Origin of the sequence: Lacrimispora struthionigena, assembly GCF_048627165.1 — a bacterium.
In the GTDB taxonomy this organism is placed as follows: Bacteria; Bacillota; Clostridia; order Lachnospirales; family Lachnospiraceae; genus Lacrimispora.
Map to the genome: position 1 here is coordinate 853,866 of NZ_JBMBWP010000001.1, position 22,650 is coordinate 876,515.

Sequence of the window (22,650 nt, forward strand, 5' to 3'; positions counted from 1 at the left end):
AAAATCGGAGAAGTGAGGTAGAGGGAGGAAGAAGAGTAATCTATGCCCCGTCCTTCCACTGCTGTCAGAAGGAGTTTTAAAGATACCATGTATCATTTTCATTCCTTTTATTTTAAAGCAAATTATTTTCAGGGGCTGTCTTTTTATGTTATAATAGAAGAAATGAGGATAGAAGGAGAAACGACAGATGGCATTTACACATTTGCATGTCCATACAGAATACAGCCTGCTTGATGGGTCCTGCAAAATTAAGGAACTGACTGCCAGAGCGAAAGAACTGGGAATGGACAGTATGGCAATCACAGACCATGGCGTCATGTATGGCGTGATTGATTTTTACAGAGCTGCCAGGGAAGCCGGCATCAAGCCAATAATCGGCTGTGAGGTGTACGTGACATCCGGTTCCAGATTTGACAGAGAGCTTGCAGGCGGGGAAGACCGGTACTACCATCTGGTACTTCTGGCTGAGAACAATCAGGGCTATCAGAATTTAATGAAGATTGTTTCCAAAGGATTTGTAGATGGATTTTATTATAAACCAAGAGTGGATTACGAGATATTAAAAGAATATCATGAGGGTGTAATCGCTCTCAGTGCCTGCCTGGCAGGTGAGGTGCAGCGCTATATTGGCAGAGGCCAGTATGAAAAGGGAAAGGAAGCGGCTCTTCATTATCAGGAGATCTTCGGAGAAGGCAATTTCTTCCTTGAGCTTCAGGATCATGGCATTCCCATGCAGAAGACTGTGAATCATGAACTGGTGCGGATGAGCGCGGAGACCGGAATTGAGTTGGTGGCTACCAATGATATTCATTATACCTATGCAGAGGATGCAACACCCCACGATATCCTGCTGTGCATTCAGACCGGTAAGAAGGTGACAGACGAAAACCGGATGCGCTACGAGGGCGGCCAGTATTACTGCAAATCCGAAGAAGAGATGAAGAAGCTTTTCTCTTATGCAACCCAGGCGGTGGAGAACACCCATAAGATTGCACAGCGGTGTAATATTGAGATTGAGTTCGGAGTTACCAAGCTGCCAAAGTACGATGTACCGGAAGGCTATGACTCCTGGACTTATTTAAATAAACTTTGTACCGAGGGCTTTTTACGCCACTATCCCGATGATGACGGGACTTTAAAGGATCGCCTCACATATGAGCTGGATGTGATTCATACCATGGGATATGTGGACTACTTCCTGATTGTATGGGATTTCATTCATTATGCCAGATCCCAGAATATCATGGTTGGTCCGGGAAGAGGATCTGCTGCAGGAAGTATCGTCTCCTACTGTCTCGGGATCACGGACATAGATCCCATTCGGTACAACCTTCTTTTTGAGCGTTTCTTAAATCCGGAACGAGTCTCCATGCCCGATATTGACGTGGATTTCTGCTTTGAACGCAGGCAGGAAGTCATTGACTATGTAGTGGAGAAATACGGCAAGGACCAGGTGGTTCAGATCGTTACCTTTGGTACCCTGGCAGCGAAGGGTGTGGTGAGAGACGTAGGAAGGGTGCTGGATATGCCTTACGCCCGCTGTGACGCCATTGCCAAGATGATACCGGGTGATCTAGGCATGACACTGGAAAAGGCGCTGAAACAAAGCCCTGACCTGCGTAGCGCCTATAACGATGACCCCGAAGTAAAATACTTAATTGATATGTCCATGCGTCTGGAAGGACTGTCAAGACATACCTCCATGCATGCGGCTGGAGTGGTAATCAGCCGTACTTCCGTAGATGAATACGTTCCTTTGTCAAAAGCGGCGGACGGAACCATAACCACCCAGTTTACCATGACTACACTGGAAGAGCTGGGACTTTTAAAGATGGACTTCCTGGGGCTTAGAACCCTTACGGTAATTCAGAATGCAGTGGAAGCAATAAAGAAGAACCGGGATCTTGTCCTTGATATGGACCAGATTGATTACAATGACAAGGCTGTGCTTGATTCCATCGGTTCCGGAAAGGACGACGGGGTATTCCAGCTGGAAAGTTCCGGCATGAAGAGTTTCATGAAGGAGTTAAAGCCGGAGAGTCTGGAAGATATTATCGCCGGTATTTCTCTTTACCGTCCCGGCCCCATGGATTTTATTCCCAAGTATTTAAAGGGCAAGAATGACCGGAATTCCATCACCTATGACTGTCCTCAGCTGGAGCACATACTGGGTCCCACCCATGGATGTATCGTATATCAGGAGCAGGTTATGCAGATCGTCCGCGACCTTGCCGGATATACCATGGGCCGAAGCGATCTGGTGCGCCGTGCCATGTCTAAGAAGAAAACTTATGTTATGGAGAAGGAACGCCAGAATTTCGTATATGGTAATACGGAAGAAGGGGTAACCGGCTGTATAGCCAATGGAGTGGATGAAAAGACTGCCAATCAGATCTATGATGAGATGATTGATTTTGCCAAATATGCATTTAATAAATCTCATGCAGCTGCTTATGCAGTCGTATCCTATCAGACTGCATTTTTAAAATACTATTATCCCCAGGAGTTTATGGCAGCACTTTTAACCTCTGTTATGGACAACGTGTCTAAGGTTTCAGAGTATATCCTAAGCTGCAGGCAGATGGGGATTTCCATACTTCCGCCGGATATCAATGAGGGAGAAAGCGGATTTTCCGTTTCAGGCAAGTCCATTCGCTATGGCCTTTCTGCTATTAAAAGCGTGGGCAAATCCGTGGTGGAGCAGATTGTGGCAGAGAGGATAACAAACGGACTCTATCACGATATGGAAGACTTTATCGACCGAATGAGCAACAAAGAAGTCAATAAGCGAACCCTTGAGAATTTCATCAAGTCAGGAGCTCTTGACACTCTTCCCGGTACCAGAAAGCAGAAGCTTTTAATCGCGCCGGAGCTTCTTGATCAGAGGAGCAAGGAACGAAAGAATACCATGGAAGGGCAGATTACACTGTTTGATCTTGCAGGTGAGGAAGAGAAAAGCAACTATCAGATCACATTTCCTGATGTGGGTGAGTTTGGGAAGGAAGATCTTCTTGCATTTGAAAAGGAGACTCTTGGCATCTATGTAAGCGGCCATCCGCTGGAAGCATATGAGGAGACCTGGAGAAATCACATTACAGCAGTGACTGTGGATTTTATCGTAGACGAGGAAACCCAGAAGACCAACGTTCAGGACGGTGCCTATGTAACCATTGGTGGTATGATTACAGGCAAAAACGTAAAAACTACCAGAAACAACAAGATGATGGCATTCCTGACCCTGGAAGATCTGGTGGGATCTGTAGAGGTCATTGTATTTCCAAAGGATTATGAAAGCAAGAGAGAGCTGTTTGTGGAGGATTCCAAGGTGTTTATCCAGGGCAGAGCTTCCGTTGGAGATGATCCGGTTGGAAAGCTGATCTGTGAGAGAGTCATTCCATTTTCGGCGGTGCCAAAAGAACTGTGGCTGAAATTCCCTGACAAGGATACTTATGTAGAATCGGAGCGGGAGGTTCTTGAACTGTTGCGGGAATCTGAGGGCAGTGATTCCGTAATCATCTATCTGGAGCGGGAACGGGCAAAGAAAGTGCTCCCGGCCAACTGGAATGTGAATGCTTCTGATGGACTTATTGATATTTTAACCAAAAAACTTGGTGAAATAAATGTCAGACTTGTAGAAAAAAAACTTGAAAAGATTGGCAAAATGAATTAGAATACAACGTGTACGAAATGTAAAACTTACAAAAACAGATATCCGTGAATCAGGAGGAAGTTACTATGGCAAAACAAGTGAAAACCATTGGCGTATTAACCAGCGGCGGCGACGCACCAGGTATGAATGCTGCGATCCGTGCCGTTGTCAGAACTGCAATCCATAAAGGATTGGTAGTAAAGGGAATTATGAGGGGATACGCGGGCCTTCTGCAGGAAGAGATTGTTGATATGAACAGCACCAGTGTATCAGACATCATTCATAGGGGTGGAACGATTCTTTATACAGCCAGATGCCAGGAATTTACCACAGCTGCAGGCCAGCAAAAGGGTGCTGAGATCTGTAAAAAACACAACATTGACGGAATGGTAGTCATCGGTGGAGACGGTTCGTTCCGCGGTGCCGGTAAGCTTTCTGCACTTGGTATTAACACCATCGGACTTCCTGGAACCATTGATTTAGATATCGCATGTACGGATTATACCATTGGCTTTGATACTGCAGTGAACACTGCCATGGAAGCCATTGATAAGGTTCGTGATACATCTACTTCCCACGAGCGCTGCAGTATTATTGAAGTAATGGGAAGAAATGCCGGATACATTGCACTTTGGTGCGGCTTTGCAAACGGAGCAGAGGACATCCTTTTGCCAGAGCGGTATGACGGAGATGAGCAGGCATTGATTAACCGCATCATCGAGAACAGAAAGCGGGGAAAGAAGCATCATATTATTATCAATGCAGAAGGAATCGGTCATTCCTCCTCCATGGCAAAGAGAATTGAAGCTGCTACCGGTATTGAGACGAGAGCAACCATTCTGGGCCATATGCAAAGAGGCGGAGCACCTACCTGTAAAGACCGTGTGTATGCTTCCATCATGGGAGCAAGAGCGGTAGAACTGCTTTGCGAAGGAAAGAGTAACCGTGTTGTAGGATATAAGCACGGAGAATTCGTTGATTTCGATATTCAGGAAGCACTGGCTATGACCAAGGATATTCCGGAAGATCAGTATCAGATCAGTAAGATGCTGGTTCGTTAATAAGAACAGTTAATTGATAGAACAGGCGGGACAGCCGGAAGTAGGAATACTCCGATTGCCCCGCCTTTTTGATGCCTACAGATGTTCCAGCCAGGTTTTAGCAAGAGAGATCCAGTTCTGGCACTGTGGAACGATACAGCGGCCATCCTCCCCGGAAACTTCCCTGTTTGCCAAAGACAGTCCGTGGCAGCCTGCAGGGTAGATATGCATCTCCACGCTGACACCGTGCTCCGTCAGTGCATCAGCCAATAAGTAACTGTTTTTTACCGGTACGGCATCGTCAGTAGAGGTATGCCAAAGGAACACAGGCGGAGTGTGGGAACCTACCTGATGCTCAAGAGAAACCAGGCGGCGCGCAGCTTCGTCTGCCCAATCGGCTCCTAATAAATTAAGGAAAGAACCCTGGTGGCAGGAAGGACCGGAAGAAATCACCGGATATGCCAGTATCATGCCATTTGGTTTAATTTCTTCCGGAGTAAGTTCCAACGGTCCGTATAAGAACTCCTGATTCCAGAATGCCCCCAGGCTACAGGCAAGATGGCCTCCAGCTGAGAAACCGCAGACGATAATCTTTTCAGGATCGATCAGCCATTCATCTGCATGGAAACGAACCATTGAGAGGGATTTAGCCAGCTCCATCTGTGGATAAGGAAATTCCTCCGGAGCTATGCTGTAATTAAGAACAAATGCATGGTAGCCCATGGATAGAAACTGCATGGCAATGGGTTCTCCTTCCCGGTCCGATAAGTGCTCATAACCGCCTCCCGGGCAGATAATCACTGCCGGACGCAGACGTTTTGGAGCAACAGAGACAGGGTCTAAGAGGTAGGCGTTTAAAGATGCGGCAGCGGTCACTTTTTCTTTGCCGGTCTGCTTTTTGGTAATACGAATCGGTTCTGTAAACTGCTTCATGATATGTAATGCTCCCTTTTCTAAACTGCTTCTCGTTATCTGAAACTGATGTAATCCAGATTATCTTATCATAAGTTTTAATAGAAGTAAGATAAAAAGTTCATAAAAAATGGCAGGTTAAATTATGGATATTGTACAGTCATTGATTACCTGCCAATCTCATCCGTGACAAGTCAGAAAAACCATGCTATGATAAAAAACAGGGGTTTTATGGACAAAGAGAAATTGATCATGAACAAAGAGAGGAAACGAAACATGGATGTAATTGAGCGATATATCAATGAACTAATGGAAAAAAGTACTCCGGATCGTCCGGTCTGGAATATTGAAAAGATTCTTCAGGGAGAGAAAGCCGGATGGAATTACATTGACGGCTGCATGATTAAGGCAATCCTGGAGATGTATTCCATTACAAAGGATTCGAAATATCTGGAATTTGCAGATACGTTTATTGATTACCGTGTAAAGGAAGACGGATCCATAGAGGGCTATGATGTAGAAGAGCTGAATATTGATAATGTAAATGCAGGAAAAACCCTGTTTGAACTTTACGATCTGACTGGCAAGGAAAAGTACAGAAAGGCAATTGATCTGGTTTACAGCCAGATTGAGAAGATGCCAAGAACAAAAGAGGGAAATTTCTGGCATAAAAATATATATCCCAACCAGGTGTGGCTCGACGGTCTTTATATGTGCCAGCCATTTTATATGGAATATGAGGCCCGCTTCAATGACAGAAAGAAATGCGAAGATATTTACAGCCAGTTTGCCAATATAACAAAACATATGCAAGACAGTGAAACAGGACTTTACTATCATGCCTATGATTCCTCCAGAGAGATGTTCTGGTGTGATAAAGTCACAGGACTTTCCCAGAATTTCTGGCTGAGAGCACTGGGCTGGTACTCCATGGCCCTTCTTGATACCATGGACAAAGATAATCACAAGGAGCAGGACGAACTGCACCAGATGAAGGAAGCATTCCAGTCCCTGATTGATGCCATGTTAAAATATCAGGACCCAAGCGGCATGTGGTATCAGGTGGTCAATCTGGGAGGAATGGATAAAAACTATCTGGAAACCAGCGGAAGCGCAATCTTTTCCTATGCCATCTTAAAAGGCGTGCGCCTTGGCTATCTGCCTGGGTCCTATGCAGAATACGGAAAAAAAGCATTTGAAGGGATCTGCAAAACCTATCTTCATATGGAAGAAGGAAATATGAGCTTAGGCGGAATCTGTCTGGTGGCAGGTCTGGGCGGAAAAGACAGAAGAGACGGAACCTTCCAGTACTATATGTCTGAGCCAGTTGTAAAAGATGATGCAAAGGGTGTAGGACCATTCCTTCTTGCATATACAGAGATGAAGCGGTGCGGATGGGAATATCAGTCATAGAAAAGAAAAGGGAATGAGGCAGGCCTCATTCCCTTTTAACTTAAACTGTTTTGTGCGAATTTCTTCGGTGAAATTCCTGTTTTCTTTGTAAAGGCTTTAAAGAAATTGCTGTAATCATTAAAGCCGCACATGCTGTATACTTCATTGACACTGTATCCGCCTGCTAAAAGCGTCTGTGCCAGTTCGATTCTTCTGGTGGTAATATAGGAGTTGATAGTAGTACCTGTCCCTTTTTTAAAGAGTCTGCAAAGGTACGAGGTGCTTAAATAAAAATGGGCGGCAATCTCCCCGATGCTTAAGGAAGAATCAATGTTATGGTGGATATAGGTAATAATATCTGCCACCTTGCTGTTAAAATACTGTCTCTGTTCTTCTGACTGTTCTCCCAGATCCGCTTCTGTGGCACATTTTGTTAAAAACACCATAAACTCTGCAAAAGCAGAGCGTTCTTCCACATCGTGTCCGAACCCCTCCTCTACTGCCATCTTATTAAAATAGTAGGTAAACCGCCGCTGCTGACCCTGGCTTAAGTGGATTCTGTGGGAAAAGTTATCCGGCCGGTGGGTGAAACAGTAGGTTAAATCCGTATAATCAGTGGAAATAGTCTTTAAATACTCCGGATCAATAAAAACAGCATACCGTTCATGGGGAATGGACGAATCCATCTGAAGAATCTGATGCTTCTCCCGGGGATTAATCATAAATAAATCGCCAGGCTCTATGCGGTAATTGTTATCTTCAATTAAAAAGGTACGTCCGCCGCTAATGGAAAAGTAGAACTCACAGCACCGGTGGCTGTGCATGCTTAAAACACTGCTTTCCTTGTGCAGATGTGCAATGGAAAAGTAATGGCTTTCAAAACACCGGTCAATTCCTTCCGAATATGAAGTAAGTACTTTCATTATTTGCATTCTCCTTGGCTAATACTACTAAAATAATAACATAGGATGTCAAAATATGCAATGTTTTGTGCCGAATTTGAAATGAATTATAAGGACATAGGTGTTATAATAATAAAAAAGTGTTGTGTAAGCGCTTACGCAAAAGTACATATTTCTATATTGAAAATGCGAAAACATTTACATGGAACTTTTAAAGAACTCATTTATGAGGGAGAGAAAAAGGAGAGAGAAAAAGATGAGAAAAATCAAACAGTGGACAGCAATGGGGTTAGCGACTGTTATGGCAATGTCTCTATCTGCATGCGGGTCAGGCAAAACTGCTGAAACAACAACTGCTGCACCTGCAGAAACAACTACAGCAGCGGCTGAAACAACAACTGCTGGAGCTACAACTTCTACAGAACCAGTAGAACTGAAATTTTCATGGTGGGGTGGCGACACAAGACATGCAGCAACTGAGGAAGCAATCAAAGCTTTCCAGGCAAAATATCCGAACATCACTGTAACTCCTGAATACGGTGCATGGAACGGCTGGGAAGAGAAACAGTCCTTAAACATCTTAGGCGGCAATGCTGCTGATGTTATGCAGATCAACTGGAACTGGATTGAATCCTACAGCCAGGGCGGAAAATCTTTTGCAAACCTGGAAGATTACTCCGATGTTCTTGATTTAAAGCAGTTCACACCAGAGAGCCTTGATCTTTGCAAGGTAGATAATAAATTAATGGCAGTTCCGATTTCTTTAACAGGCCGTCTGTTCTACTGGAACAAGTCTGCATTTGATGAGGTTGGTGTTGCACTTCCTACTGATCTTGATTCCTTATACAAAGCTGGTGAAGCATTTAAGGCAAAAGATCCTGATATGTATCCACTTGCACTTGGCGAGTATGACCGTATGATCCTTATGGTTTACTATCTGGAATCCAAGTATGGCAAAAACTGGGTAGAAGATGGTGCAATCAACTACACAGAAGAAGAAGTAAAAGATGGTATGGACTTTATCACAGGGCTGGAAGACAAGCATGTAATTCCTACTCTTGCTACTATCAGCGGCGATATGGCTGACTCTCTTGACAAGAATGCAAAATGGATCGATGGAAAGTATGCTGGTATCTTTGAGTGGGATTCCTCAGCTTCCAAGTTCAAAAAAGCTCTTGAAGGCAGCGTAAACAAACCTGGTCAGGAATTCGTAGTTGGCGAGTTCATCAAGATGGGCGACAACAACGGTGGATTTACAAAGATCTCCATGGCATTTGCTATTGGTGCAAACTCCAAACATCCAAAGGAAGCAGCTATGCTGATCAACTTCCTGTTAAATGATCCAGAAGGCGTTAAGATCGGTTCTACAGAAAGAGGAATTCCTTGTTCTGCAGCAGGCTTAAAGATCCTTCAGGATAACAAGCTTGGCGATCCTCTTACCATTGAAGCAAATACAAAAGTTATGAATTACAGCAAGTTCACTCTGGATGCCAAATTTGAGCACAATGACTTAAAGGCTAACCCAGACGGCGTATACTACAAAGTATTCGGCAAATTAAGCTCCAAAGAGCTGGATTCTGCTGCAGCTGCAAAAGAACTGATCAAGGGTGTTACTGATACACTTGAGAACTAATTGTCTTTTAAAACGATAAGATATTCATATTTCATACGAGCCGCCATAGTCCTATGGCGGCTCCCATAAAGAAAAGGGCAGACAAAACGTCATGGAATGCAGAAATGAGACATTAAAACCATACCAGCTCATGGGAGCAGTACAAATGTTTGAAGCAACGAAAGACGATGCGTTCAAAGAATTTGTTATGGATCAGTTAAGCTGTATGGAAGCCCCGGAAGGGACGGCAGGAAGTCTGCCGGCACAGGATTATTCCGCTTATTTTTTCGCTTTGGAACAAACCGGTAATGAGAGTTACAGTCAAAAGATAGAAGATGTCATGAAAACCCCGGAGTGGACTTTGGAGCTTATGCCGTTTATAACAGCGTATGACACAAGATATAAAAGAAAAGAGCATTATAATGAGATTGCGGCCATGTTTCGGGATAAACAGCAGTTTACGGGATATGATCTGGTGTCACTGATCGATACGATTGCTCAGATGTCGGAAGAAATTTATGAATATTATAGGGAATTAAGGGATTTGTTTAAGGTTATAATCAAGGAGAAGATGAAAGACCTCCCCAATTCTTCTGAAATTATGGAAATTGGTTATTCCATTCTGAAAGCATGCAACATTGGCGTGCTTCAAAAAGAGAAATACGGTAATTTCGGGGAACTTGTATGGAGAAATATTGCGGGGATTGATAATAATACATGTACAGGTTTAAAAGATATGATCTGTGCGCAGCATATAATTTTTAACAAACAGGAGGTATAAGCAGTATGAAGTCAAAGGGTATACGTAAGTTCCTGGCTGATAATGCGGGATTCTTCTTTGTCCTGCCGTGGCTGATTGGATTTATACTTTTTAAAGTTTATCCATTCGCTTCTTCATTGTACTATAGCTTTACAAATTACGATCTGTTTAATGGCGTAACGAAAACAGGTATGATGAACTATAATAAGATTTTTACGGATTCTGATATTACAAGAGCATTTATGGTAACTTTTAAATATGCGATTTTTGACGTTCCTTTAAAGCTGACCTTCGCATTATTTATCGCTTATATTCTGAACTTTAAATTAAAGGGAGTTAATTTTTTCAGAACTGCTTATTATATTCCCTCTATTCTTGGTGGTTCCATCGCCATTGCCATCTTGTGGAGAGCTGTATTTAATACAGATGGTCTGATCAATGCAGTAGTCGTTGCATTTGGCGGAGAAAAAATCAACTGGATGGCATCTGCCAACGGTGCTTTATTCGTTATCATCATGTTACGAGTATGGCAGTTCGGTTCAGCCATGGTAATTTTCCTTGCAGCATTAAAAGGTGTATCGGAAGATTTATACGAGGCTGCATCCATTGACGGAGCAGGAAAATGGACTCAGTTCTTTAAAATTACAGTTCCGTTAATCACACCGGTTATTTTCTACAACCTGATCACTCAGTTATGTCAGGCTTTCCAGGAATTCAACGGACCTTTCCTTGTAACAAAGGGCGGACCAAACGGTGCAACAACACTGATTTCCATTCTTATTTACAACAATGCGTTCCTTCGTCATAAGATGGGTATCGCAAGTGCCCAGGCATGGATTCTGTTCCTGATTGTCATGACATTTACGGCAGTTGCATTTGTTAGCCAGAAGAAATGGGTATATTACTCAGATGAAGACGGGAGGTAGATGACATGACGAAAGAGACAAAAAGAAAAATAAGTACAATAATCCGTTATACTCTTCTCGTATTAATTGGATTCATTATGGTTTATCCCCTGATCTGGATGGTAGGTGCGACCTTTAAGACCAACTCAGAGATTTTTACCAGCGCATGGTTCTGGCCTAAGAACCCGGTTACAGACGGTTATGCCAATGCATTCGTTGATTACGGCGGTAAAATCAACCTGATTAAATCACTTTTAAACACTTATAAAATCGTAGTGCCAAAGGTTATTTTCACTGTAATATCAGCTACCATTACTGCTTACGGTTTTGGACGGTTTGAATTCAAAGGAAAAGCAATCCTCTTTTCTCTTATGATTTCCACCCTGTTCCTTCCTCAGGTAGTTTTAAATGCACCTCAGTACATTATGTTTAATAACTGGGGCTGGACAAATTCCTATCTTCCTCTTGTAATCCCTTCTTTATTTGCAGGAGACACATACTTCTTATTCATGCTGGTTCAGTTTTTAAGAGGTGTGCCAAAAGAGCTGGAAGAGGCAGCTAAGATTGACGGCTGTAATTCAATTAAAACATTATGGTATGTCATTGTTCCCATGTTAAAGCCATCACTGGTATCCGTTGCTTTGTTCCAGTTTATGTGGACTTCCAATGACTTTATGGGACCCCTGATCTACGTTTCCGACATGCCGAAATATACAAACTCCATTTACTTACGTATGTCAATGGACGGTGATGTAGGATTTCAGTGGAACAGAATTCTGGCGATGTCACTTATCTCCATTATTCCTTCTCTGATTGTATTCTTCTGTGCGCAGGATTCCTTCATTGATGGTATTGCTGCAGGCGGAGTAAAAGGTTAAAGATCAAAAAGAGGGCGTGGTATGTAATTGCTGCGCTCTTTTTCAATAGAAAAAACAATAACACAGGAAAACTTACAGGTGAGGTTTAACAGTATGGAATTAAGAGTTGTATTTCAGACAGCACGTTCTGTAACCATAGAGACAATCACAGAAACAATCTATGAATTTGATACTCCGGGCCAGATTCTGGTAAACGGAGAGAACCGGGGAGAGACAAAGCAGGTTGTGTTTACATTGTTTGACTTAAAGCCGGATATGGACTATAATATTTCTCTGGAAAGAAATGGAGAAAAGGCAGAGGTAAATTTCCATACGGATTATGAATTTGTTACCATCAATGTCAGGGAAGTTGGCGCTCTTGGAGACGGAATCCAAAACGACACTCCTTTCATTCAGGCTGCGATTATGGCATGTCCCAAAGACGGAAGAGTGCTGATTCCTGCAGGAAAATACAAAGTTACCAGTCTGTTTTTAAAGAGCCATATTAAGATTGAGCTCTCAGAGGGAGCGGAGCTCCTTGCAGAGACTGACCGGTATCAGTATCCAAAGTTCCCCGGAATGATCGAGAGTTATGATGAAAAAGATGATTATAATCTGGGAACCTGGGAGGGCAATCCCCTTCCCATGTTTGCAGGCATCATCACCGGTATCGATGTGGAAGATGTAGTAATCTATGGCAGAGGAATCATAAACGGACAGGCTTCCTTTGACAACTGGTGGGACAATGTTAGAGTGATGAAGGGAGCCTTCCGCCCGCGTATGGTATTTTTGGAACGATGCAGGAAGATTACGCTTCAGGGCTTTTCTTTAAAAAACAGTCCCACCTGGGTTCTTCATCCTTATTTTAGTGAAGACTTGAAGTTTTTAAATTTAAGCATCAGCAATCCGGCAGATTCCCCCAATACAGACGGACTGGATCCGGAATCCTGTAAGGACGTGGAGATACTGGGACTTCATTTTTCCCTGGGTGATGACTGTATTGCCATCAAGTCAGGCAAGATTTATATGGGACGCAGATATAAAAAGCCTTCTGAGAACATCACCATTCGCCAGTGTCTGATGGAAAACGGTCACGGAGCCGTTACCATTGGAAGTGAAGTCGGTGCAGGTGTGAAAAACATCCTGGTAGAACGCTGTCTGTTCCGCCATACAGATAGAGGTCTGCGGATCAAGACCAGAAGAGGAAGAGGAAAAGACTCCGTTCTTACGGATATTGCCTTTGACCACATTGATATGGATCATGTTATGACCCCGTTTGTAGTCAATGGCTTCTACTTCTGTGATCCCGATGGAAAATCAGAATACGTTCAGTGCAGAGAACCACTTCCGGTTGATGACAGAACGCCTGAGATCGGAAGATTCAGCTTTACCAATATAAAAGCGGCTAATTGTCATGTGGCAGCCTCCTTTCTCTATGGTCTTCCGGAAAAGAAGATTGAACGCATTGAATTTAAGAACGTTACCATTTCCTTTGCGAAAGAGGCGAAGTCAGGAGCTCCCGCTATGTTAAGCGGAGTGGGAGAGTGCACCAAAAAAGGCTTTTGTATCAGCAATGTGGACACCCTAATCTGTGAAAATGTTCAAATTTCCGGACAGGAAGGGGAAGCATTTGAATTAAGCAATATTAATCATTACGAAACGATCTAAAGGAGAAGAGTACAATGCAGATTGGAATTCGATTACACGATGTGGCACCAGGTACCATAGAGGAACGTTTAAAAATAGCCAGCGAACAGGGATTTTCCTGTGTACACCTGGCGCTGACAAAGACAATCAATGATCATTCAGTGGAGAATTCTGCCTTAACACCGGGATTTGCTTCCTATCTTCGGAACAAATTCGGAGAGTATCATATGGATATCGCTGTTTTAGGTTGCTATTTAAACCTGGCGCATCCAGATCCGGAAGAGATTAAGAAGATTCAGGAGCGTTATTTTGCCCATCTTCGTTTTGCTTCTATCTTAGGCTGCAGCGTAGTGGGAACCGAGACAGGAAACCCCAATGCAGAATACCGTTTTGAGGCGGCATCCCATACAGAAGAAGCTCTTCAGACATTTATTACCAACCTTCGTCCGGTTGTGGAATGTGCAGAAAAATTCGGTGTAATCATGGCAATCGAACCGGTATGGAGCCATATCGTATACAATTCCAAGCAGGCTCTTAAGGTGTTAAAAGCAATCAATTCCCCGAATTTAAGAATCATTCTTGATCCGGTTAACTTACTGTCTGTAGAAAACAGCAGTGAATATGACAAGGTGATTACAGAAGCCATCCAGGATCTGGGAGAGTATACTGACGTTCTTCATATGAAGGATTTCGTAATTGAAGGCGATAAAGTGGTTTCCGGAGCACCTGGAACCGGAGTTATGAAATATGATACAATTCTGAATTTTGCAAAGAAAGACAAACCATACATTCAGATGACAATCGAGGACAGTACGCCGGATAATGCGGAGTGGTCAAGAAAGTTTCTTGAAAATTACAGCTGCAATTAAGCAGTAGTTTCGGATAACATTTGATTAATAAAAATAAAAAAGGGCTTTGACTGGTTTATACCAATCAAAGCTCTTTCTTTTATCCGTTTGGACTTGTATTTGTCGTGATCGTCATTGGTATGACAAGTCTCACCCTTTAATTATAAACATTCCTTCATAACTGCGTAAGCGCCTTTTTCTTCGATATCTTTTAAATATCCGCTAACAGCCGCTTCAAAACCTTCAATGGCAGTTAAATCCTCACCCCAGAACTCTGTATTTGTGCAGACAGAGTGGGTAAGAGCAGCTGCATCCTCGTCTTTGTGGTCATAGAAGAACTGGAGAATCTGCTTATCATCTTTTACTGTATAGGTATCACCAGCAGGACGTACTGCAGTCAGTCCGTCTTCTGTCAGTGTTGTTCCATGGTAGAATGCAATATAGAATGCAAAGGAAGCAGTGATGCAGCTTGGAAGCGCATGATTCTTCTCTACATATCCCTTTAAAGACGGCATTACGCGGGCTTTCCATTTGGAAGTGGAGTTTAAGGAAATAGCTAACAGCGCATGGTCAATAAATGGGTTTTTGAAACGCTCTGTTACGGAAGCTGCAAAGCTCTTTAATTCTTCCTCCGGAAGAGTTAAGGTAGGAATGATTTCATCGTAAATGGTCTTGTTCATAAATCCGCAGATCACTTCGTCATCCATACAGTTGCGCACGATATCCTGCCCAGCCAGGTAGGCTCCTAAAACAAAAGAGGTATGAGCACCGTTTAAGATACGAACCTTTCTCTGTTTGTATGGCTTATGATCTCCGCAGATAACAACAGGAAGACCTGCTTCTTCAAATGGAAGTTCTTTCTTTAAGCTGTCTGGTCCTTCGATTACCCAGAATCCAAATACTTCACCAGTATCGATAATGTTGTCAATATAGCCTAATTCTTCACAGATCTCAGCTGCCTCGTTTCTTGGATAACCGGTTACGATACGGTCAACCAGTGTGGAGCAGAAGATATTCTCTGCTTTAATCCAGTTTAAGAACTCATCGCCTAAATTCCACTGTTTTGCATAGCTTAATACGCATTTTTCCAGTTCTTTTCCGTTGTTGTCAATCAGCTCGCAGGAAAGAATCACAAATCCCTTTCCAGCTTCCTTGCCGAACTTCTCAAAACGTCTGTATAAGAACTGAGTCAGCTTTCCAGGATAGCTGTCAGCCGGTACATCGGTAAACTGGCAGGAAGGGTCATAAGTAATTCCAGCCTCAGTGGTGTTGCAGGCTATAAACCGGAGATCCGGGTTTTCTGCACAGGCAAGAACGGTTTCATATTCGCTGTAAGGATTTAAACATCTGCTTACGCAGGAGATGACACGCTTGTCATTTACCTTCTGACCATTCTCAAAGCCACGGAGAAAGAGGGTATAAAGACCTTCCTGCTCATTGATCATATCAGCAAGACCAGGAGCGATTGGCTGGCATAAAACAACCTTTGAATTAAATCCGGTCTTCTCATTGAGAACATCGATAAAGTAATCAACAAACGCTCTTAAGAAGTTTCCTTCTCCGAACTGCAGTACACGCTCTGGTGCATCTTTTAATAAATATCCGTCATAACCCAGCTTTTCCAGTGTTTGGTAGCTTAACTTTTCCATTCCGTTTGTCTCCTTATAGGTAGTCAAAAATATTTTATAATGTTACGCCCTGCTTAAAGATGGCCATATCGTGGAAACCTGCTTCTTCTGATTTCACCATCTTGCCGGAGGCAACTTCAATAACAAAGTCAAAAAACTGATTTTTAAGAGTCTCCATATCGGTTCCTTCCACAAGCACTCCGCAGTTAAAATCAATCCAGTTATTCTTCTTCTGACTGAGAGCAGAGTTGGTGGAAATCTTCATGGTTGGTACGGGACATGCAAATGGAGTGCCGCGTCCAGTGGTAAATAAAACGATATGGGCACCTGATGCAGCAAGGGCTGTGGAAGCCACCAGATCGTTGCCTGGAGCACTTAAAAGGTTCAGTCCTTTATTGCGTACCGGCTCACCGTATTTTAATACATCAACCACAGGCATTCTGCCGGACTTCTGAACACATCCCAGGGACTTGTCCTCAAGTGTGGAAATACCGCCTTTTTTATTACCTGGAGAAGGATTCTCGTAAATGGTCTGATTGTGGCTCGTAAAATAATTCTTAAAGTCATTTATTAAATCAACAGTTTTTTCAAAGGTTTCTTCGTTCTGGCAACGGTTCATAAGAAGGGTTTCCGCACCAAACATCTCCGGAACTTCTGTAAGGATCGTAGTTCCGCCCTTTGAAACCAGCATATCTGAAAATTCTCCAACAGTAGGATTGGCTGTAATTCCGGATAATCCGTCGGAACCGCCGCACTTCATTCCAATTACCAGCTCGCTGCAGCTGATGGGCTCTCTGTGAAAGGTTCCTGCATACTCTGCCAGCTGATCAATGAGTTCAAGAGAATCGGAGATCTCGTCTTCTGACTCCTGAGCTACCAGGAATTTGACTCTGCGCTCATCGTATTCTCCGATATAGCGTTTTAATTCGGTAATGTTGCTGTTCTCACAGCCAAGTCCAAGTACCAGCACGCCACCAGCGTTTGGATGATTGATTAAATCTGCCAGAATGGTTCTGGTAAATTCCTGATCATCGCCCATCTGGGAACATCCGTATGGGTGAGGGAAAGCAGCAACCGCATCGATGCTTCCTTTTACATGTTTTAAAGAGGCACGTTCAATGGCAGTCGCGATTTTATTCACGCAGCCTACGGTAGGAATAATCCAGATTTCGTTACGCACGCCCACACGTCCGTCGGGTCTGCGGTAACCGTTAAAAAAGCGTTCTTCTGTTGGAGCAACTTCGATCTCCTGTTTGTTGTACGTGTAAGTCAGTAAATCCCCTAATCCTGTTTTTAAATTGTGTGTGTGAATCCAGGCCCCAGTCCCAATATTCTCCTTTGCTATGCCGATGGCACAGCCGTATTTGATGACGGATGAGCCGGCAGGTATATCTGTCAGGGCAAATTTATGACCCTGTGGGATGTCTTCCAGAAGAATAACCGCTGTGCCGTCCACCTCAATAGCACTGCCGGAAGCAAGCGGCTTTAATGCGACTGCCACGTTGTCTTCGGAATTAATTTTGATAAAGTCCTGCATAAGCTTCCTTTCCTTTCTTAGTACCAGTTTCGATATTCAGATGCAATGTAAGTACTTACATAAAACATACACCATTTTATTCTCTTAGTCAATAGGCAAAAATAAAACAAACATATTTCTTTTAATTATGGGAACAATATAGAAAAAACATACACCATTTTTCCTGTTTCCCTGGTAATAACAGTTGCGTAATGCAGAAATATTATGTATAATGAATCGAGATAAGTGTAAGCGCTTACGCTCCCTGCTGATATGGCCAAACAGAGCGACCAATAACGCTGGCACAGTAAAAGGGGAAACGTCTGTCTGAATTCCATTCAGGCGGTGAATAATAAAGACGTTTAGAGGGACACCAGGATGAACATATATGATATTGCAGAGCTTGCAGGAGTTTCCATTGCTACCGTTTCCAGGGTGGTAAACGACAGCCCCCGCGTAAGTGAAAAAACAAAACAAAAAGTCAGGGCAATCATGGAGGAGAATGGCTACACACCTAACGTATTTGCCAGGGGGTTAGGCCTTGATTCTATGAAGACCATCGGCATCCTATGTCCGGATGTATCCGATGCCTATATGGCAACTGCAGTTGCCCATTTAGAAAGCCGCATGCATGAACACGGTTACGACTGTATTCTGTGCTGCAGCGGATTTGAACAGTCAATTAAGGAGAAGTATGTAAGTCTTCTCTTAGCCAAACGCATTGACGCGTTAATTATGGTGGGTTCCACCTATGCAGGTGCTGAGGGGGAAGAAAGCCGTGTGCAGTATGTGCTTGATGCAGCCAGACAGGTTCCGGTCTTCTTAATTAATGGATATTTAGATGGTGAGAATATTTACTGCGCCTATGGAGATGATTATCAGATCACCTATGATGTGGCCAGTCAGATGATCGAATCAGGCCGCCGCAGAATTCTCTTTCTGTGCGATTCTCATTCCTACAGTGCTGTAAGGAAGCTTGCCGGTTATGAGTCAGCCTTAAAAAGCCATGGTCTGCCGGTGCTTGGAGACTTAAAGCTGTATGTAAAAAACCGGATCCACACCGTACGTGATATTTTGCTGGAACGACGGGATCTGCGGTTTGACAGTGTAATCGGTACAGACGACGGTCTTGCAGTGGGAGCAATTAAGTATGCAAATGCCAAGCTGTTAAAGATACCGGAGGATATCTGTATTACAGGCTTTAACAATTCCGCACTTTCCATCTGCAGCGATCCGGAGCTGTCAAGCGTTGATAACCGGGTAGAGGAACTGTGTAATATAACCATCAGCAACATGATGAAGATTCTTCAGGAGAAAGATCCTCAAATCAGCCGGAACTGCAAGGTACCCTGCAGGCTGGTAAAGCGCTGTACAACGGATTTTTAGGCTATTGTTTTTTCTATTTTTGTATGGTACAATTATAAACCGGTAAACATAACGACACCAGAAAGCATGCTTTGTATCCGAAGGGGGACAAAACATGCTTGAATGCGTGGTCGGGCAGAAAGAACGGTGACAGATATGGAGCAGGCTGAAGATAAAGTGGTGCTGTGCGGCGCCAATTCTTATGAACAGAAATATTATTTTAATGAACAGTTTAAAAGTCTCCCGGAAAGCATCCGGCAGGAGCTTCAGATCATGTGTGTGCTCTATACCGAAGATATTGGCGGAGTTCTGGTTCTGGAGTTTAACGAAGAAGGAACGTTGGAATTTAAAGTAACCGCACCGGAAGAGGACTATTTGTTCGATGAAATCGGAAGTGTATTAAAGATTAAGCAGTACCAGCGGGAAAAACGGGAGCTTTTGCAGTCCCTTGAGATGTACTACCGTGTTTTTTATCTGGGAGAAGAATTAGAAGACGGAGAAAAAGACAGTTGAAACTTAGAATAGGAAATGTAACGTTTGACAATAATCTGATACTGGCGCCGATGGCAGGGGTTACGGACCTGCCATTTCGTTTTCTTTGCAGGGAGCAGGGCTGCGGACTGTCGGTCACAGAGATGGTCAGTGCCAAAGCCATTTTATATAAGAACAAGAACACCAATGAGCTGTTAAGTGTATCCGATCAGGAAGGCCCGGTGAGTGTCCAGCTCTTCGGTTCCGACCCGGACATCATGGCGAATATGGCAGCTGCCATAGAATCCAGACCATTTGCCTTAATCGATGTGAATATGGGCTGCCCGGTACCAAAGATTGTAAATAACGGCGAAGGCTCCGCGCTGATGAAGGATATAAAGCTGGCGGAGAAGATCCTGACTGCCATGGTAAAGGCAGTGAAAAAGCCGGTCACTGTAAAGTTTCGAAAAGGCTTTACAGAGGAAGACTGCAATGCAGTGGAGTTTGCCCGTATGGCAGAAAGCAGCGGCGTGGCAGCCATAGCAGTCCACGGCAGAACCAGGGAGCAGTACTATTCAGGAACTGCTGACTGGGATATCATCAGGCAGGTGAAGGAAGCTGTCTCCATTCCTGTCATCGGCAACGGCGATGTCTTTAAGCCGGAAGATGCCAGGGCCTTAATCGATCAGACCGGCTGTGACGGAGTCATGATCGCCAGAGGTGCAAAAGGAAATCCCTGGATCTTTTCCAGGACACTGCATTATTTAGAGACAGGAGAGCTGTTACAGCCGCCGACTCCGGCTGAGATCAGCGAGATGATTCTGCGTCATGGAACCATGCAGGCAGAGCACAAAGGAGAGATGGTTGCCATGCGTGAGATGAGAAAGCACATGGCGTGGTATACCGGCGGACTTCCCCATTCGGCCAAATTGAGAAACGATATCAATCAGGTCGAAACAATGGAAGAATTAAGGCGTTTTGTACGAGAAAGAATTGGAGCATTGTAACCAGAAAAAGGGACGCGAATCTTGACAATTACAGATGTTTACGCTATAATATCTGGAATGTGATTTAGCGAGTAAGTAACCAGGAGGAAGTAAAAAACCATGGTAGACAAGAAAAATATTTTAACCTATGAAGGTCTTAAGAGATACGAAGATGAGCTTCAGAACTTAAAAGTAGTCAAAAGAAAAGAAGTTGCCCAGAAAATAAAGGAAGCCAGAGAACAGGGCGATTTATCCGAGAATGCAGAGTATGATGCTGCCAAAGATGAGCAGAGAGACATCGAGCTGCGTATCGAAGAGCTGGAGAAGCTGCTTAAGAATGCAGAAGTAGTCGTAGAAGATGAAATAGACTTAGATAAGATTAATATTGGCTGCAAAGTAAAAGTCTACGATGTGGATGAAGACGAAGAGATGGAATTCAAGATTGTTGGTTCCACCGAAGCAAACAGCCTTCAGAACAAGATTTCCAATGAATCTCCGGTAGGTCAGGCACTGATTGGTAAAAAAGTGGGAGACGTTGTTGACGTTGAGACTCAGTCAGGAGTCATTCAGTACAAAGTACTTGAGATTCAGAGAGTGTCTTAAGAGTACTTCCTTAACATAGTTCACAAAGGAGTGAAAACAAGTGGCAGAACAGCAGAATCAAAACCAGAATCAGGTTGTAGAAGAGGATTTAAACCATTTACTTAAGGTTCGCCGGGAGAAACTGGCAGAGCTTCAGGAATCAGGAAAAGATCCGTTTAAGGTTACAAAGTACGATGTTACCGTACACAGCAGTGAGATCAAAGAAAATTATGAAGTCTGGGAAGGCAAAGAAGTCTCCATCGCAGGACGTCTGATGTCCAAGCGGGTTATGGGAAAGGCCTCTTTTTGTAATGTCCAGGATTTAAAGGGTAATATTCAGTCCTATGTAGCAAGAGACAGCATTGGCGAAGAATCCTATAAAGAATTTAAAAAACTTGATATCGGTGATATCGTTGGAATCAAGGGAACCGCATTTACCACTAAGACAGGAGAGGTTTCCATCCATGCGGAAAGCGTGGAACTGCTGACCAAGAGTCTGCAGATTCTGCCTGAGAAGTTCCATGGCCTTACTAATACCGATCTTCGTTACAGACAGAGATATGTTGATTTAATTATGAATCCGGAAGTGCGCGATACTTTTGTTAAGCGTTCCCAGATTATTAAGGAGATCCGTAATCATCTGGACGCACAGGGATTTATGGAAGTTGAGACTCCTATGCTGGTGGCCAATGCAGGCGGAGCAGCAGCAAGACCTTTTGATACCCACTACAACGCCCTTGATGAGGACGTAAAGCTGCGTATTTCTCTGGAACTTTATTTAAAGAGACTGATCGTAGGCGGTTTAGAGCGGGTTTATGAAATTGGACGTGTTTTCCGTAACGAAGGCGTAGATACCAGACATAATCCTGAATTTACACTGATGGAGCTCTATCAGGCATATACCGATTACCACGGCATGATGGATCTGGTGGAGAATTTATTCCGTGAGGTTGCATTAAAGGTGCTTGGCACAGCAGTTGTGACCTATGATGGAGTAGAGATTGATTTGTCTAAACCTTTCGAGCGTATTTCCATGGTTGACGCTCTGAAGAAATATAAGGATATTGATTTTACTGCTATTCATACAGATGAAGAAGCGAAAGCACTTGCAGATCAGCACCATGTTGCTTACGAAGCAAGACATAAAAAGGGCGATATCTTAAGCCTTCTGTTTGAAGAGTTTGTAGAGGAGCATCTGATTCAGCCTACGTTCATTATTGATCATCCGGTTGAGATTTCACCTCTTACAAAGAAGAAGCCAAGTGATCCGGAATATACAGAGCGGTTCGAGCTGTTTATTACAAAGCGGGAGATGGCGAATGCTTATTCTGAGCTGAATGATCCGCTGGATCAGATTGAGAGATTTAAGGCTCAGGAAGCACTTTTGGCAGCGGGAGATGATGAAGCGAACTCGATGGATGAAGATTTCGTGAATGCGCTGATGATTGGTATGCCACCGACTGGCGGTATTGGAATTGGTATTGACCGGTTTGTAATGTTGCTTACGGATAGTTATGCGATCAGGGATGTGTTGTTGTTCCCGACGATGAAGAGTCTGGAGAAATAAATAAAAGATGG

At 43.6% G+C, this 22,650-nt stretch carries 17 protein-coding genes and 1 pseudogene; 14 read left to right on the top strand and 4 right to left on the bottom strand.

Going from position 1 to position 22,650, the window contains the following annotated elements:
• Positions 1-187 precede the first annotated feature (187 nt).
• Positions 188-3,670, top strand: coding sequence for a DNA polymerase III subunit alpha (locus ACOAOT_RS03915; protein ID WP_420215781.1), 3,483 nt, complete (start codon positions 188-190; stop codon positions 3,668-3,670).
• Positions 3,671-3,735: 65 nt separating this feature from the next.
• Entirely contained in the window at positions 3,736-4,710 is a 975-nt protein-coding gene (gene pfkA / locus ACOAOT_RS03920) for a 6-phosphofructokinase (RefSeq protein ID WP_104437004.1), read from the top strand.
• Between the two features lie 75 nt (positions 4,711-4,785).
• On the opposite strand, the gene ACOAOT_RS03925 is transcribed toward pfkA, so the two are convergent.
• Complete coding sequence (locus tag ACOAOT_RS03925) at positions 4,786-5,622, bottom strand: alpha/beta hydrolase (protein ID WP_420215782.1); 837 nt, start codon at positions 5,620-5,622, stop codon at positions 4,786-4,788.
• 255 nt (positions 5,623-5,877) lie between these two features.
• On the opposite strand from ACOAOT_RS03925, the gene ACOAOT_RS03930 reads away from it, so the two are divergent.
• Positions 5,878-7,014: a glycoside hydrolase family 88/105 protein gene (locus tag ACOAOT_RS03930; protein WP_420216651.1), complete on the top strand. Its 1,137-nt coding sequence runs from the start codon at positions 5,878-5,880 to the stop codon at positions 7,012-7,014.
• A gap of 35 nt (positions 7,015-7,049) precedes the next feature.
• Here ACOAOT_RS03930 and ACOAOT_RS03935 read toward each other — a convergent pair whose 3' ends face one another.
• Entirely contained in the window at positions 7,050-7,916 is an 867-nt protein-coding gene (locus ACOAOT_RS03935) for a helix-turn-helix domain-containing protein (protein ID WP_420215783.1), read from the bottom strand.
• A gap of 235 nt (positions 7,917-8,151) precedes the next feature.
• Here ACOAOT_RS03935 and ACOAOT_RS03940 point away from each other — a divergent pair, with 235 nt between their 5' ends.
• The 6 genes from ACOAOT_RS03940 (at position 8,152) to ACOAOT_RS03965 (ending at position 14,545) form a co-directional block, all read left to right on the top strand.
• Complete coding sequence (locus tag ACOAOT_RS03940; protein ID WP_420215784.1) at positions 8,152-9,528, top strand: ABC transporter substrate-binding protein; 1,377 nt, start codon at positions 8,152-8,154, stop codon at positions 9,526-9,528.
• 91 nt (positions 9,529-9,619) lie between these two features.
• Positions 9,620-10,288 carry a hypothetical protein gene (locus ACOAOT_RS03945; RefSeq protein WP_420215785.1) on the top strand — a complete coding sequence of 223 codons (669 nt, stop codon included), beginning with the start codon at positions 9,620-9,622 and terminating at the stop codon, positions 10,286-10,288.
• A 5-nt stretch (positions 10,289-10,293) separates the two neighbouring features.
• Positions 10,294-11,193, top strand: a complete 900-nt coding sequence (locus ACOAOT_RS03950; RefSeq protein ID WP_104436998.1) for a carbohydrate ABC transporter permease — start codon at positions 10,294-10,296, stop codon at positions 11,191-11,193.
• 5 nt (positions 11,194-11,198) lie between these two features.
• A complete protein-coding gene (locus ACOAOT_RS03955; protein ID WP_420215786.1) occupies positions 11,199-12,050 on the top strand; it encodes a carbohydrate ABC transporter permease in 852 nt (283 codons plus the stop codon).
• A gap of 93 nt (positions 12,051-12,143) precedes the next feature.
• Complete coding sequence (locus ACOAOT_RS03960; RefSeq protein WP_420215787.1) at positions 12,144-13,697, top strand: glycoside hydrolase family 28 protein; 1,554 nt, start codon at positions 12,144-12,146, stop codon at positions 13,695-13,697.
• Between the two features lie 14 nt (positions 13,698-13,711).
• Positions 13,712-14,545, top strand: coding sequence for a sugar phosphate isomerase/epimerase family protein (locus ACOAOT_RS03965; RefSeq protein WP_420215788.1), 834 nt, complete (start codon positions 13,712-13,714; stop codon positions 14,543-14,545).
• Positions 14,546-14,685: 140 nt separating this feature from the next.
• On the opposite strand, the gene ACOAOT_RS03970 is transcribed toward ACOAOT_RS03965, so the two are convergent.
• On the bottom strand, positions 14,686-16,173 hold the full coding sequence (locus tag ACOAOT_RS03970; protein WP_420215789.1) for a tagaturonate reductase: 1,488 nt from the start codon (positions 16,171-16,173) through the stop codon (positions 14,686-14,688).
• Between the two features lie 34 nt (positions 16,174-16,207).
• Positions 16,208-17,689: a UxaA family hydrolase gene (locus tag ACOAOT_RS03975; RefSeq protein WP_420215790.1), complete on the bottom strand. Its 1,482-nt coding sequence runs from the start codon at positions 17,687-17,689 to the stop codon at positions 16,208-16,210.
• A 357-nt stretch (positions 17,690-18,046) separates the two neighbouring features.
• Here ACOAOT_RS03975 and ACOAOT_RS03980 point away from each other — a divergent pair, with 357 nt between their 5' ends.
• The 5 genes and pseudogenes from ACOAOT_RS03980 to lysS all read left to right on the top strand — a co-directional run.
• Entirely contained in the window at positions 18,047-19,054 is a 1,008-nt protein-coding gene (locus ACOAOT_RS03980; RefSeq protein WP_420215791.1) for a LacI family DNA-binding transcriptional regulator, read from the top strand.
• 102 nt (positions 19,055-19,156) lie between these two features.
• The gene (locus ACOAOT_RS03985) at positions 19,157-19,546 is read left to right on the top strand and encodes a DUF6145 family protein (RefSeq protein ID WP_277406655.1); all 390 of its coding nucleotides are present in this window, start codon (positions 19,157-19,159) and stop codon (positions 19,544-19,546) included.
• Positions 19,543-20,511 carry a tRNA dihydrouridine synthase DusB gene (gene dusB, locus ACOAOT_RS03990; RefSeq protein ID WP_420215792.1) on the top strand — a complete coding sequence of 323 codons (969 nt, stop codon included), beginning with the start codon at positions 19,543-19,545 and terminating at the stop codon, positions 20,509-20,511. Before ACOAOT_RS03985 ends, dusB begins: the two co-directional genes overlap by 4 nt.
• Positions 20,512-20,610: 99 nt before the next feature.
• Positions 20,611-21,093: a transcription elongation factor GreA gene (gene greA, locus ACOAOT_RS03995; RefSeq protein ID WP_104436990.1), complete on the top strand. Its 483-nt coding sequence runs from the start codon at positions 20,611-20,613 to the stop codon at positions 21,091-21,093.
• 40 nt (positions 21,094-21,133) lie between these two features.
• Positions 21,134-22,630, top strand: a pseudogene (gene lysS / locus ACOAOT_RS04000) (lysine--tRNA ligase); the annotation flags it as partial.
• Between the last annotated feature and the right edge of the window lie 20 nt (positions 22,631-22,650).

Excerpts from the sequence above, each read along its gene's own strand:
- ACOAOT_RS03915 (WP_420215781.1), top strand. The coding sequence starts at position 188 with ATGGCATTTACACATTTGCATGTCCATACAGAATACAGCCTGCTTGAT.
- pfkA (WP_104437004.1), top strand. The coding sequence starts at position 3,736 with ATGGCAAAACAAGTGAAAACCATTGGCGTATTAACCAGCGGCGGCGAC.
- greA (WP_104436990.1), top strand. The coding sequence starts at position 20,611 with ATGGTAGACAAGAAAAATATTTTAACCTATGAAGGTCTTAAGAGATAC.
- ACOAOT_RS03940 (WP_420215784.1), top strand. The coding sequence starts at position 8,152 with ATGAGAAAAATCAAACAGTGGACAGCAATGGGGTTAGCGACTGTTATG.
- ACOAOT_RS03955 (WP_420215786.1), top strand. The coding sequence starts at position 11,199 with ATGACGAAAGAGACAAAAAGAAAAATAAGTACAATAATCCGTTATACT.
- ACOAOT_RS03950 (WP_104436998.1), top strand. The coding sequence starts at position 10,294 with ATGAAGTCAAAGGGTATACGTAAGTTCCTGGCTGATAATGCGGGATTC.
- ACOAOT_RS03980 (WP_420215791.1), top strand. The coding sequence starts at position 18,047 with ATGAACATATATGATATTGCAGAGCTTGCAGGAGTTTCCATTGCTACC.
- ACOAOT_RS03965 (WP_420215788.1), top strand. The coding sequence starts at position 13,712 with ATGCAGATTGGAATTCGATTACACGATGTGGCACCAGGTACCATAGAG.
- ACOAOT_RS03985 (WP_277406655.1), top strand. The coding sequence starts at position 19,157 with ATGCGTGGTCGGGCAGAAAGAACGGTGACAGATATGGAGCAGGCTGAA.
- ACOAOT_RS03945 (WP_420215785.1), top strand. The coding sequence starts at position 9,620 with ATGGAATGCAGAAATGAGACATTAAAACCATACCAGCTCATGGGAGCA.
- ACOAOT_RS03935 (WP_420215783.1), bottom strand. The coding sequence starts at position 7,916 with ATGAAAGTACTTACTTCATATTCGGAAGGAATTGACCGGTGTTTTGAA.
- ACOAOT_RS03960 (WP_420215787.1), top strand. The coding sequence starts at position 12,144 with ATGGAATTAAGAGTTGTATTTCAGACAGCACGTTCTGTAACCATAGAG.
- ACOAOT_RS03975 (WP_420215790.1), bottom strand. The coding sequence starts at position 17,689 with ATGCAGGACTTTATCAAAATTAATTCCGAAGACAACGTGGCAGTCGCA.
- ACOAOT_RS03930 (WP_420216651.1), top strand. The coding sequence starts at position 5,878 with ATGGATGTAATTGAGCGATATATCAATGAACTAATGGAAAAAAGTACT.
- ACOAOT_RS03970 (WP_420215789.1), bottom strand. The coding sequence starts at position 16,173 with ATGGAAAAGTTAAGCTACCAAACACTGGAAAAGCTGGGTTATGACGGA.
- ACOAOT_RS03925 (WP_420215782.1), bottom strand. The coding sequence starts at position 5,622 with ATGAAGCAGTTTACAGAACCGATTCGTATTACCAAAAAGCAGACCGGC.